General features: G+C 43.6%; 10 protein-coding genes. 8 read left to right on the plus strand and 2 right to left on the minus strand.

What is annotated here, in order from left to right; translation table 11 throughout:
• Positions 1–3: 3 nt before the first annotated feature.
• Positions 4–978 (plus strand): transposase, encoded by a 975-nt coding sequence (locus EXT47_RS07370; protein WP_039495658.1) that lies wholly within the window; start codon positions 4–6, stop codon positions 976–978.
• A gap of 166 nt (positions 979–1,144) precedes the next feature.
• Here the strand turns inward: EXT47_RS07370 and EXT47_RS07375 are convergent, their stop codons facing one another.
• Positions 1,145–3,559 (minus strand): hypothetical protein, encoded by a 2,415-nt coding sequence (locus EXT47_RS07375; RefSeq protein WP_130126210.1) that lies wholly within the window; start codon positions 3,557–3,559, stop codon positions 1,145–1,147.
• A gap of 74 nt (positions 3,560–3,633) precedes the next feature.
• Here EXT47_RS07375 and EXT47_RS07380 point away from each other — a divergent pair, with 74 nt between their 5' ends.
• Entirely contained in the window at positions 3,634–5,379 is a 1,746-nt protein-coding gene (locus EXT47_RS07380) for an MFS transporter (RefSeq protein WP_130126404.1), read from the plus strand.
• Positions 5,380–5,469: 90 nt separating this feature from the next.
• Positions 5,470–6,735, plus strand: a complete 1,266-nt coding sequence (locus EXT47_RS07385; RefSeq protein ID WP_039495662.1) for an amidohydrolase family protein — start codon at positions 5,470–5,472, stop codon at positions 6,733–6,735.
• A gap of 179 nt (positions 6,736–6,914) precedes the next feature.
• Here EXT47_RS07385 and EXT47_RS07390 read toward each other — a convergent pair whose 3' ends face one another.
• Positions 6,915–7,178, minus strand: a complete 264-nt coding sequence (locus EXT47_RS07390) for a RebB family R body protein (RefSeq protein ID WP_039495664.1) — start codon at positions 7,176–7,178, stop codon at positions 6,915–6,917.
• 400 nt (positions 7,179–7,578) lie between these two features.
• On the opposite strand from EXT47_RS07390, the gene EXT47_RS07395 reads away from it, so the two are divergent.
• The 5 genes from EXT47_RS07395 (at position 7,579) to EXT47_RS07415 (ending at position 12,993) form a co-directional block, all read left to right on the plus strand.
• A complete protein-coding gene (locus EXT47_RS07395) occupies positions 7,579–8,883 on the plus strand; it encodes an NAD(P)/FAD-dependent oxidoreductase (protein ID WP_039495665.1) in 1,305 nt (434 codons plus the stop codon).
• A 463-nt stretch (positions 8,884–9,346) separates the two neighbouring features.
• The gene (locus EXT47_RS07400; RefSeq protein ID WP_039495667.1) at positions 9,347–9,994 is read left to right on the plus strand and encodes a TetR/AcrR family transcriptional regulator; all 648 of its coding nucleotides are present in this window, start codon (positions 9,347–9,349) and stop codon (positions 9,992–9,994) included.
• The gene (locus tag EXT47_RS07405; RefSeq protein WP_039495668.1) at positions 9,991–10,938 is read left to right on the plus strand and encodes an HlyD family secretion protein; all 948 of its coding nucleotides are present in this window, start codon (positions 9,991–9,993) and stop codon (positions 10,936–10,938) included. The genes EXT47_RS07400 and EXT47_RS07405 overlap by 4 nt, the downstream gene beginning before the upstream one ends.
• Entirely contained in the window at positions 10,935–11,867 is a 933-nt protein-coding gene (locus EXT47_RS07410) for an ABC transporter ATP-binding protein (RefSeq protein ID WP_039495669.1), read from the plus strand. The genes EXT47_RS07405 and EXT47_RS07410 overlap by 4 nt, the downstream gene beginning before the upstream one ends.
• Entirely contained in the window at positions 11,851–12,993 is a 1,143-nt protein-coding gene (locus EXT47_RS07415) for an ABC transporter permease (RefSeq protein ID WP_039495670.1), read from the plus strand. Before EXT47_RS07410 ends, EXT47_RS07415 begins: the two co-directional genes overlap by 17 nt.
• Positions 12,994–12,999: the final 6 nt, after the last annotated feature.

The following is a 12,999-nucleotide window of genomic DNA, read 5'->3' on the forward strand; positions in this document are numbered from 1 at the left end:
ACAATGGGATTAGCAAGGAAGTATCAAATCAACTTGTCAAATACACATTATTATCATTGTGTGTCACGTTGCGTCCGCCGCGCCTTTTTGTGCGGTGAAGACATGCTGACTGGCAAATCTTATGAGCATCGACGAGCCTGGGTTGAAATGCGATTGCTTTTTCTATCCAAAATATTTTGCTTGGATGTTTGCGCTTACGCGGTAATGCCTAATCACACCCATGTGGTGTTGTATATCGATGATAAAAAAGCACAAAAGCTCAATGATAAAGCTATTTTGCTACGCTGGAGCAAGCTTTATAAGATATCTTCGCACGCTCATCAGTTCCTCCAAGGTAAATGCTTAAATGAGGGGCAAAAAGGTGTGTTGAGCAAAGAAATAAATGAATATAGAAGCCGCTTAGCGAGTATTAGCTGGTTTATGAGAGGGCTCAATGAGCACATCGCTCGACGTGCTAATCAAGAGGATGAATGTACCGGACACTTTTGGGAAGGGAGATTTAAATCTCAGGCCTTGCTTGATGCTTCAGCCTTGTTGGCATGTATGGCTTACGTAGACTTAAACCCCATTCGTGCAAAATTAGCTAGTAACCCCGAAGATTCAGAACACACTAGTATAAAACTTAGGTGTGAGTTTGCAAAAAGATGCAAACAGCCAAAGTATCTAGCGCGGTTTTTAGGAAATACCAAAAAACATATGCACAAAGGTATACCCTTTGAATTACGTTCATATCTAGACTTAGTTGATTCTACAGGAAGATGCATTCGTGCTGATAAACCCGGGCTTATCGATCCGCGTCAAGAACCTATTTTGGAGCAATTAGGTCTAGAAGCACGTAATTGGTTTAAACTTACTACCCAGCTTGAGCAAACTTTTCACGGTGCGATTGGTAGCGCAGATTCGATAGAGGCTTATTGTGAGCATCGCAATTTAAGGCGACGAAGTAATATTTCGCAAAGCCAACGACTTTTTACGTAATATGAACTTACGTAGACGGCCAATTTAATCCGGTTGTAAGTGTTTAACTGCTCGCTCAGGTTGAGGGAGCAGTTAGTCGTGCACGTTGTATGAAACACTCAATCTTATTTGCACAAAACCATCGGTCTTACTTTATTTGGCTTTTCAGACTTCCAATTAATTGTTTCTACAAATTGATTATTTTAACCAGCCTAATCGGTTCACCATCAACGTCAAACTCACTCGTGATCTCAAGTAATCCATTTTTCAATCCTTGTAACTTATCTACTTCAATTACTTGTGTTTGATAAGGTAAGAAAGTAACAGGCTGCCGCCAAAGTGAATCTTCATTTTGAAATGATTGAAATGGGGTAAAATCGACGCGTAATATACCACTCGATGCACCTGAATAGGGACCGGTTAGCGTAATGGTTATATTGTCTCGAATAGTTACTTCCATTTTTACCCCATCAAAAGGTTTCTCTGGCGTTCGAAGAGGCTTTTGTTGTGTTAATCCGTGCCAACTAATCACTAAGTTCTGAAAGGTATGTTTTGGCAATAGAACACGGTGTTCACCTGAAGCTAGAATTTTTTTGTAGTTACCGTAAGTTAGCGCAATATCATGGATACTGGGATTGTTGACGTAAAGATAGTGCAATCCATCAGAAAAGTAGTTCTGGATGTTGATACCACTTAGCGTAAAGAGCGCATCGTCGCCAAGGGTTGATTGCCATTGCTGCATCAAGCGCTTGAGGGTTTTATTCTCAGTTTGAGTGACTGTCCTTGATTTCTGTTTGCTAAATATTTCGCGAAGTGGGGTCATACAGTCACTTAACTGAGCGCTATATTCCACACAGGTATTAAAGGCTCTGCGCAGTAGCGATGCATCTTTAAAGTGCCAGGGATTAGTGGTTTGTTCATTCGTGATCAAGTAATCATGGGCGGCAAAGTAGGGCGCTATTCTATGATTATTATTTCGGCCAAGAAGACTGATTTTTTGCAAGCTAAGCGCTGAAATGTCGATTTGGCTCAATTGTAACCTAGCCAGTTGCTCATGATGTTGTGTTTTCATTTTAATAACTAGCGCATCGTCCTGCTTTGAAAACGTGAGCGCAAGTTGATGATATTGCTTGATATCCATGCGTAATTGCGGCAGCAATGCGATAGATTTTGCGGAAAACAATGCTTGATTGCTTGAGACCGTTAACTTTACTCCTTCTTGAAGGGTAAATTGCAGTAAGTTGTCTTTACTAAAATCAACTTCTTCAACTTCAGAGCGTCCAAGACGCGCATCTAAGCTTTGGTTTGTTAAATCAGCGATTAACGCAAAGCCAATTTCCCCACGTCTGATCTGCTCCGGCTCGAAGTCGATTAGTGCTGCAACACTATTCTCATCAAGTGAGTTGATTAGAGGTGTTTTATCTGGTGTAGGAAAATCCATCACGGCATGTGTAGAAGAGAAGTTTGGATGAATGTCGAGACGATTAAGTGTTTTGCTTTCGGTATTTCTGAGCCAATATGTGGCACCGTTTTGCTCCCAAGGCCCATCAACAATATAAAAACTTGGCGTGGCAGAGCGCACAAACGCTGCAAACTGCTGTTCAAGCTGGGGCCAATTGGGGAAGGTCCGTTTTAAGAGAGCATTTGCAGTTGGCAAGGTGTTTTCAGAGTGAGGGTTTGCGTCCATTAATTTGCCGATAAAGCGTTTAAAATATTGATATCGCTCAGGGTCGCTCAATAAAAAATGTACGATAAAAAAGTTGAGCCCGCGTTTGAGTGATGGATCATCATTGATTGCTTCGAAAGATGGCTGTCCATTTTGGTGATACTGCTGTAAACCTAAGTGCAGATAATTCATTGGAGCACGGTCGAAAACCATCACAGTTAACTGCTTTTTATTTGGATCATATACGTGGCTTGCAATGGCATCTGCCATCCCCTCAGTGATCCAATTGGGTGCCCAAGTTGAGTGACCGTTCAGTGCCATATGAAACGCATGCATGGTTTCATGGATCACGATGTAGCGCTGGTGATGCTGGCGATGACTCGGAAAGTTGTACCCTGCGCGGTTATAAAACATGGTTTCGCCACCAGCCGTTTTATGTACGCCTCGCAAAAAACCGTCGTCCAGCATGGCTTCTTTTGTACGTTGGCGTGAACTGCCATAGACGACAGCAATTCTCTTTTTATCAATCGCTGCAGGCGCCATACCAAACAATTCAACATAGTGAGGGTAAGACATTTCTAGTAATTCTAAATAGAGTTTTACTTTGTCCTCAGGAAAATCACTTTTTAGCGCAAAATGTTTACTCACCCACCAGTCATAGTCCCGCGAGTTGGCTATTTTTCCATCGCTATAAGTCAGCGGAATTTGTTTACCAACATGTTGGATATCAATGTGTCTCAACGTGCTGACTCGACCATTAACGCTTATTTCAGAGCGCATATCAGCGGGGCTTGGAATAGCGGCAATATCGCTTCTCGTAGTTTTACATCCGCTGAGTAAAGCAAGTATTGCAATTAGAGGAGCAAATACTAGCCGGGGCTTTTGGATAGAGGGTATTCGCCAATAAAAGGTATGGAATAGATAAAATAAAGACATGATACTTTTCTCTCGTTATTATTTGTGTATATTGTATGCAATATAAAATAACAAAGATAACAGGTATTGTCATTATGCAAAATCAGCAGCAGTGGTGTGAACCAGATCTCAATGAGGCAAATCGGTCAACGTCGCCGTCTGGGTTTGGTCGAACTTTTTACATTGCGAATATCATGGAAATATTTGAGCGGCTCGCTTGGTATGGCTTCTTCGCCGTGTCATCAATTTACATGACAACACCGAAGTCGCAAGGTGGTATTGGCTTTACTGATATAGAGCGTGGCGCGGTACAGGGGATTATTCCCTTCTTTTTATATCTTTTGCCTGTTGTAACTGGTGCGCTAGGAGATCGCGTTGGGTATAAAAAGATGTTCTTTTTTGCATTTTTGATCATGACGCCAAGCTATTATTTATTGGGACAGGCACAGAGTTTTTGGCCGTTTTTTGCTGCGCTGAGCTTTGTTGCCCTGGGTGCCGCTTGCTTTAAACCTGTGGTCGTTGGCACCGTAAGCCACAGTACAAACGATGGTAATCGTGGCCTTGGATTTGGGATCTTTTATACCATGGTGAATATTGGTGGGTTTTTAGGCCCATTGGTTGCGGGATATATGCGCGCCATAAGCTGGGATGCGGTATTTATGATGTCGGCGATTTGGATTGCCATAAACTTTATTCCCTTGATGTTATTTTACAAAGATCCGCAAACATTACCTAAAACCAAGCAATCTTTTACTCAAGTATTAAAAACCGCGCAGTCGGTGCTGGGTAATACACGTTTAGCACTTACGCTGTTTGTCGCACTGGCGCTATTGATGTCAGCAGGAGTTGGGTTTTCTAACTACAGTCAGGCGTTTACTTGGATTGCAATATGGTTAGTAGCTAACTGGGTGTGGGACAGGGTGCTCATAAATCGAGCACCGACTAAAGCATGGTGGCAACAACCGATGAAGGTGAGTAACCTGCCGTTTGCGTTATATTTGCTGATCCTTGCAGGCTTTTGGACTGTTTATAATCAGCTTTTTTATACTTTACCTGTGTATATCCGTGATTATGCAGATACCCGAGATATATTGGCGTGGTTTGGCGATTCTGGCGTCGCGTTTTTAGCACATGTTGATATTGATAAGTTAACTGCTGCCATTTTTGCGCTGTTCAACGAGCTTAAGGAAAGCGGCGCAGTATCCATTGAAACCATTAGGCTTGAATGGGTTCATCTCAAAGTGAATGTCCCGCATGAGCAAATACAGTTGATACTACAAACGCTAAATGCGCTTCACGATAATGGACAGGCACTTTCACAGCACCAAGCGCAAGCCCTTGCTGAACAACTCGTACAATATCGTCAAATCAACCCTGAGTATCTCATTAATTTAGACTTTGCAGCGATCGTAGTCGCACAAATTTTGGTGAGCTTTCTCTGTCAGCGATTTAGACCATTTTATGTGTTAGTTACAGGCTTACTGGTGATGGCGGCTGCGTTTATCGCATTACTTAGCGATAGCGACTGGTTAAGCGGTCAGCTCATTGTCACTGTTATATTGCTTATCGCGCTTGGTGAAATGCTTGCCTCTCCTAAAAGCCAAGAGTATGTCGCGAGTATCGCGCCCCAATCTCAAGCTGCGTTGTATATGGGGTACTACTTTGTTTCTATGGCGCTGGGCTTCTTATTTGCTGGATTTTTATCTGGTTGGAGCTATAAAGTGTTGGTGCAAGACATGTCGGCACCAGAGTTAATGTGGGGGCTATTTGCCGCTATCGCAGCTATAACCGCCATTGCATTATTCTGGTTTAACAAAGTGATAATAGACAGAAAAACATAGTTTTTTTGAAATAGGAACAGTTATTGGTCGCGATCGGTTTGTTTGCAAGCCATATTCTTTCTACACTCAAGCAAAAAATGAGGAAGTAACATGAATAAAAAAATATGGATGAGCACGGCACTCTTTGTTTCAAGCAGTGTGTACGCGCAAACGTATGTTTTAAATGCTGACTCTGCGATTGATGTGGTGTCAGGCAAGCTTATCTCACCTGCAACTGTGGTCGTTGAAGACAATAAGATTATCTCAGTCGGAAAATCAAATCGTAAAGCCTATCCAAAAGGTGCTGAGGTGATAGACCTAAGTGGCCACACATTATTACCCGGTCTATTTGATATGCATGTCCACTTAACTTCAGACGCACATGTTCATGGCTACAAAAGGTTGCAACGCACTGCACCTCGTGCGGCAATTACTGGTGTTAGAAACGCCAAGCGCACACTAGATGCGGGCTTTACGTCAGTTCGTAACCTTGGTGCTGCTGGCTATGCTGACATCGCGCTGCGCGATGCCATTATTGATGGTGACGTATCAGGCCCACGTGTAAACGCAGCAGGTCCTTCACTTGGGATCACTGGCGGCCATTGTGACAACAACCTCCTAACCCATGAGCATAAAGTATTTTCAGAAGGGGTGGCTGATGGACCTTGGGCAGTAAGGCAAAAGGTACGTGAAAATATTAAATATGGCGCTAACTTAATCAAGTTCTGTGCAACGGGTGGCGTACTATCTAAAGGCACTAAAGTGGGTGCTCAGCAATATTCCCAAGAGGAAATGACGGCGATTGTGACCGAAGCACACTTACGCGGTTTAACGGTTGCTGCCCACGCGCACGGTACGGATGGTATCAAGTCTGCAATTAAAGCAGGTGTGAATTCAGTAGAGCATGTAAGTTTTGTTGATGATGAAGCCATTCAGCTAGCCAAAGACAAAGGCACGTACTTTTCTATGGACATCTACAATACGGAATATATCCTTGGCGAGGGCGAAAAGGCAGGTATTTTGCCTGAAAGCTTGGATAAAGAACGTAAGGTGGGTGCAACTCAGCGTGCTAGTTTTACAAAAGCGGTAAAAGCAGGCGTGAATATGGTGTTTGGCTCTGACGCTGGTGTTTATCCTCACGGTGACAATGGTAAGCAGTTTAGCCGCATGGTGAAATTTGGCATGACTGAGCTACAAGCCATACAGGCTGCCACTATTAACTCGGCGATGTTACTCAAGCAAAACACACAATTAGGCTCACTTGAGGCGGGGAAACTTGCTGATATAATCGCGGTTAAAGGCAACCCACTAAAAGACATTAGTGTGATGGAAAACGTCATCTTTGTGATGAAAGATGGCCGAGTAGAAAAGCAATAATTTAGCGTCTACGCAGAACTTGTTCTAAGTTCTGCGTAGACGCTATGAGAAGCTGGTTGGAATTCTTTTTTAGCCTCACTCTTGCTTGCTAGGCTGCCTTAGAGGTTATGAGGAAGCTTTCCTGCACTGCCCATAGTTTTACCTTACATTGACTCGGGGAATAGGGGGAGGGGGTCTTACTATCTATAAATTTTCATAACAACCATTGATGCTGCGGTATCCACATTCATTAGGGTATTCACTCCCTGTGTCAAAGCCGCTTGAGCAGTGACATTGTTATTTTGTTGCGCATTGATAGCGTTATATGCAGCGTTTGACAATGCTTGGCTCACGGCAAGCATGAGCTTACTTGTTGCTAATGCAGGTGAGTCTCCAAGCACTTTAGCGTTTGTTTGAGACACTGAATCGGTAACTTGACTATTTACTGCAGTTGGAAATGCCATGTTTATCTCCTTTAAATAGCTAATACAAAAAGACACATAACCCTGTGGAATGCAGAGGTACTATTCTCGGCTCAGAGTATGCTTACATTCAGTCTAGTCTCTATATTAGAAAGTGCATTCAACCTTAAAGGTTAGTACAACAATTATCTAGAACTGAATGTAAAATTGACCGGCTGGGGGGTGACCTTAGCCGTTATACGAACCGCATTTGTTGGCTCTGAGCGTCCTTGGACTTGGGAAAACTGTTGAATAATTTTGACGTTATCCGCTGACAAATGAACTAAAAAGGCGCACAATAGTAGGCGTTGCCAGACAAGGTATTTCATGATGGATTTGAAATACCTAAGTGCTTTTCTAAGACCCTAGAGTACTTAAGTATTATACTTTTAAGGGCAACATGATGAATACGCAACTTCCTAAAATCGTGATAGTCGGTGGTGGTGCTGGTGGCTTAGAGTTGGCAACACAGTTAGGACATAAACTCGGGAAAAAACGCCAAGCAGAAATCTTATTAATTGATAAAAATCGCAGTCATATTTGGAAACCGCTGCTTCATGAAGTCGCGACAGGGTCTATTGACGCAGACTTAGATGGAGTGGTTTATTCTGCTCATGCAGCAAAGCATTATTATCAGTTTCAACTCGGCAGTTTTAGCCACGTAGATTCAACCAATAACACCATCACGCTGAGCGAGCTAAAAGACGAACTCGGTCATCGTATTCTCCCAAAGCGACAAGTCAGCTATGACTATTTAGTGCTTGCCATTGGTAGTATTAGCAATGATTTTAATACGCCGGGGGTCAAGGATCATTGCTTCTTTCTCGATTCAAATCAGCAAGCTGAGCGATTTCAGCATGCACTCCTCGATAACTTTACACGCTTACACCAAGACGATGACCCGAAGCACTCGTTAACCATTGGCATTGTTGGTGGTGGCGCTACTGGCGTTGAGCTTTCTGCTGAGCTGTATCATGTATCAGACATGTTGAAAATGTACGGGCTGAGTAAAATGACAGCCAAACGCCTTCGTATTGATTTAATAGAAGCTGGTCCTCGAATATTACCTGCATTACCAGAGCGTATTGCTAATTCAGCTAAACGGGAGCTTGTGAAGCTCGGTGTCACGGTGCGAGAAGGCACCCAGGTAAAGCAGGCAACTGAAGACAGCTTTATTACTAAAGAAGATGAACAGCTAAAGGCAGACATCAAGGTGTGGGCTGCGGGGGTAAAAGCACCTGACTTTATTAAAGAGATTGGGCTGTTCGAGCTTACTCGCAATAATCAAATTAAGGTAAATCAATACTTACAAAGCAGTGTAGATGAGCATATTTATGTCATTGGTGATTGCTGCGCGTTTACCCAAGCAGATGGCACTCAAGTGCCGCCGCGTGCTCAGTCGGCCCATCAAATGGCGCAATGTGTAGAGAAAAATCTAATCGCGACACTAAAAAATCTACCTTTACAAGAGTTTACCTATAGTGACCACGGCTCTTTAGTGAATTTATCTCGTTATAGCACCGTTGGTAGTTTAATGGGAAACCTAACCAGCAATAGCTTTTTTATTGAAGGCAAGATAGCGCGATTCATGTACATCTCATTGTATAGAATGCATCAGCGCGCAATTCATGGTATCGCAAAAACCTTTGCACTATGGATAAGCGAAAAGGTGCTAAGAGTGGTGCGGCCAAAAATGAAACTGCACTAAGTTAACCTGAACTTCAGATAATTAATGCCTTTCTAGCAGCTAGCTATAGCGCTAGCTGCGTTGGATTCACGTCCAATAACCAGCTATTGGTGCGTAAATGCGCCTTGCCTAAAGGATGTAGGTACCAGCGTGATAACAGGGCGCGAGAGCAGAGTTATCCCCAAAACTCTCTGGCTAAGTGAAGCAATTTTTAGCATTTTAAAAGCCGATGAAATTCGGCTTTTTGCTTTGTTGGCTTTGCTGTTTGAATATCAACTATTAAGTGACTGTCCACGATAACGGCCATGTAATCACGTCATAACTTACTCAATTTGTGTGCCTGTCCACGAAAAGGCCAGATAACCAATGAAAGCTTGATGTAGATTAGTGATTAATCATTTCCTCTTTTTTGATTAACGAAAGCTGTCGTGAAGCTTGCACATTTATCCTAGTATATTAATCAAGTGATTAATGGAGTTGAAACATGACAAATAAGCTAACGGAAGCCGCTGTTACCCCGAGAGAAAAGCTCATCACCGCTGGTAAATGTTTGTTTATTAACCGCGGATATAATCGAGTCACGACTAGAGCAATTGCGGATCTTGCAGAGGTCAACATTGCTTTGATTAAGTACTACTTCGGCGATAAAGCGGGGCTGTTTGAAGCGGTATTTCGCGAAGTTGCAGCACCTCTACTGAGCTTGCTTGAAGGGATTAAAAAATCACAGTTACGCGAACTCTCACCGCTCATTTTAACTCAGTTTATAGAGCGCTACTTTCAGGTGATGAGCCAATACCCAACGCTACCTAAGATCATTTTTATGGCACTACATGATACGCACTCTAAAGAGCATGAAATCATAAAAAAGATTTTCTTTGAGCATGTAGAGAACGGTGTCAGTACTTTAAATTCGACCTTTCAAACGCTTTCGCCTGCAGAGCCCATTCGAGCTGAATGGTTACTTTTAACCTGTCTTGGCTTGTCGGCATTTCCTTTTTTGGTGCCACCTGTGATGCAGCCGCTACTTGGTATCGAAAACTCGGATACTGAGCAGTGGCGCTCCCTTGGCAAACATCAGCAAGCTATTTTTAACGTGTTTCTATCCCAGCATATTGAACGGAAAACATTATGAAAACACCGTTTTACATCATTAGTTTTGTGTTATTGACGCTTTTGGTTGGTTGCTCTAAACCCGAGCGTAAAATCTTCGGCATTATCGAACGACCGCAGGTGCAGATCAGCAGCCCAACCGGAGAGTTATTAGTTGAGTTGCTGGTCGAGCGCGGCGATAAAGTAGTAAAAGGACAGCCACTGGCGAAGATCGATGACGTGGTGCAGCAACAACAGGTTAATGCTATTGAACAACAAATCGCGCGCTTGCAAGCGCAATATAGATTGTTACTCTCAGGCACCCGAGTTGAGCAAGTTAAACAAGCCAAAGCAAGGGTGCATGCAGCACAGGCCGCTTGGGAAGAAGCTCAACGGCAACTTGTTCGGCAGAGGCAGTTAATCAAAGACAAGTTGACCTCTCAAGATAGGGTCGATGCCGCCTCAGCCAATGTCGAGTCGACACTTGGTATTTTGCAAGAGGCCCAAGCGCGTTTGAAAGAGCTTGAAAATGGCACGAGAGAGGAGACAATCGAACAAGCAAAAATCGCAATTACAGAAGCACAAACACAGTTAATTATCGCCAACAAACAGCTCGCTGATCTTACCCTTAAAGCACCGACTTCCGGCATTGTCGAAGATTTACCTTGGCTTGTTGGTGAGCGTCCCATTAAAGGCGCACCGATTATTTTGCTGGCTGCTGACGACAAAACATTCGCACGGCTTTATCTGCCGCAAACCCAGCTTGCTAAAGTCTCTTTGGGAAGTGTGCTAAATGTGCATTTCGATGGCAGTGATACAAGTCTACAAGGCACCGTCAACTACATTAGCCAAAGCGCGAGCTTCACACCTTATTTTGCACTTTCACAAGAGGAAAGAGCACGTTTAATGTATGTGGTGGAAGTGCTGCTCACTGATAAAGTGACTGTCCCGTCAGGCACGCCGGTATGGGTGGAGCTGCAAGAATGACCAAGGAAATCGTGATCCAAAGTGAAGGGTTGGGTAAGCAGTTTAACGACTATTGGGCGGTTTCAGACTTAGACCTTACCGTAAAGCAAGGCGAAATTTACGGTTTTCTGGGGCCAAATGGCTGCGGAAAATCAACCACAATCCGGATGTTGACTGGACTGTTAACGCCAACCACAGGTCATGTCAGTATTATGGGAAAGGATGTGCAGGCACATGGTGAAAGCTTACGTAATCGATTAGGCTACATGACGCAAAAATTCTCCCTATACGAGTCGCTAAGCGTGCTGGAGAATCTCGAGTTTGTGGCGAAAATTTATGGTTTATCACGCAATGATGTTAAGCGTAGAGTGGCTGAGCTGCTACAGGAATACCAATTAGAAGATAAAAAATCGGTGCAGTCCGGTGCATTGAGTGGTGGACAAAAACAACGCCTAGCGCTTGCCGCCGCTGTTATTCATAAACCAGAGTTGCTCTTTTTAGATGAGCCGACGTCAGCGGTTGACCCGGAAAATCGTCGTGCATTTTGGGAGCAGTTATTTAGTTTAAGTGCGCAGGGCACGACCATTTTAGTGTCTACCCATTATATGGACGAGGCAGAGCGTTGTCACCGGCTTGCTATCTTAGAGCAAGGTGTAAAGCGTGCGGATGATAGTCCCATCGCACTGATGGAACAGTTAAAGGTTTCGGTGTGCGAAGTTGTGGGTGACGACGTTGCGGCATTAAAAACACGTTTAGCTTCATTACCGAGTGTGATTTCCGTCTCCCAAATAGGTGCTCGCCTAAGGGTGTTGATAAACAAAAAAGAATCACAACCTCTGGCATTATTGCGAGCTGAATCTGGAGGTGGTTACGAAGTGGATTTCACTCGCGCTAACCTCGAGGATGTGTTTGTAACGAGTACAGGGAGGGGCTATGCTGAGCTTGCGTAGGTTAAATGCCATCGTCAGTAAAGAGTTTATGCAGCTGGCACGTGACCGTATTACCTTTGCGATGATTGTGATGTTGCCATTGGCGCAGCTGTTGCTATTTGGTTATGCAATTAATACTGATGTCAGACATGTTTCCGCAGGTATTGTTGATTTTAGTCAGACTTATCAATCCAGACAGTTGATCCAAACCGCAGCCAACACTCAAGTGGTTGACTTTATCGGCTATTACGATTCAATTGCGGCGGCTGAGCAGGCCATTACCAGAGGAAAGGTGAATACCGTGTTGGTTATTCCTGCTGATTTTGTGCGTCGGCAGCTCAATCGTGATTATCAACTAAGTGGCTATAAAGTGGGTAATAGTACAGCGCAACATAGCGTTGCGCAGTGGTTGATTGATGGTTCCGATCCGTTATTAAGTGGTGCCGTGGCAGGGCTCAGTAAGTTGCCTATTAGCATCAAAAGGTTACTTATGCCTGCACTGCCAGATCCAGCTTTTGCGCTGCAAAATTACTTTAATCCAGAGAAACGTTCGTCGGTTAATATTATTCCCGGTTTGATTGCTATTATATTAACGATGACGATGATCCTATTTACCTCATCAGCGCTGGTTAGAGAGCGTGAGCAGGGTAATATGGAATTTCTTATCACCACACCGGTTCGGCCAACCGAACTAATGTTAGGTAAAATTCTACCTTACATTCTTGTTGGCTTTATTCAAATGGCGATAATACTATTTTTAGGACATTGGCTATTTGATGTACCGCTCAATTTTGATATGCCAAGTCTACTTATCGTGACGTTGTTGTTTATCACCGCGAGCCTTACCTTAGGGCTGCTTATCTCCACTAAAGCCAAAAACCAATTGCAGGCAATGCAAATGACGGTTTTTGTGTTACTGCCTGCAATATTGCTATCTGGGTTTATGTTCCCATTTGCCGCGATGCCAAGAGCGGCGCAATACCTTGCAGAGATCTTACCTGCCACACATTACGTAAGGTCGATCCGAGCTGTAGTGCTTCGCGGCGCGCACTTTAGCGATTTGTATTTTGATTTACTCTGTTTGGTCGCCTTTAGTGTGATTGGCTTTATGATTGCGACGATGCGCTTTAAAAAGCGATTAGATTAGTTGTGT

Origin of the sequence: Pseudoalteromonas sp. CO342X (assembly GCF_004208915.1) — a bacterium.
GTDB lineage: Bacteria > Pseudomonadota > Gammaproteobacteria > Enterobacterales > Alteromonadaceae > Pseudoalteromonas > Pseudoalteromonas maricaloris.

Coding starts and splice junctions, on each gene's coding strand:
- EXT47_RS07370 (WP_039495658.1), top strand. CDS start 4: ATGGGATTAGCAAGGAAGTATCAAATCAACTTGTCAAATACACATTAT.
- EXT47_RS07375 (WP_130126210.1), bottom strand. CDS start 3,559: ATGTCTTTATTTTATCTATTCCATACCTTTTATTGGCGAATACCCTCT.
- EXT47_RS07380 (WP_130126404.1), top strand. CDS start 3,634: ATGCAAAATCAGCAGCAGTGGTGTGAACCAGATCTCAATGAGGCAAAT.
- EXT47_RS07385 (WP_039495662.1), top strand. CDS start 5,470: ATGAATAAAAAAATATGGATGAGCACGGCACTCTTTGTTTCAAGCAGT.
- EXT47_RS07390 (WP_039495664.1), bottom strand. CDS start 7,178: ATGGCATTTCCAACTGCAGTAAATAGTCAAGTTACCGATTCAGTGTCT.
- EXT47_RS07395 (WP_039495665.1), top strand. CDS start 7,579: ATGAATACGCAACTTCCTAAAATCGTGATAGTCGGTGGTGGTGCTGGT.
- EXT47_RS07400 (WP_039495667.1), top strand. CDS start 9,347: ATGACAAATAAGCTAACGGAAGCCGCTGTTACCCCGAGAGAAAAGCTC.
- EXT47_RS07405 (WP_039495668.1), top strand. CDS start 9,991: ATGAAAACACCGTTTTACATCATTAGTTTTGTGTTATTGACGCTTTTG.
- EXT47_RS07410 (WP_039495669.1), top strand. CDS start 10,935: ATGACCAAGGAAATCGTGATCCAAAGTGAAGGGTTGGGTAAGCAGTTT.
- EXT47_RS07415 (WP_039495670.1), top strand. CDS start 11,851: ATGCTGAGCTTGCGTAGGTTAAATGCCATCGTCAGTAAAGAGTTTATG.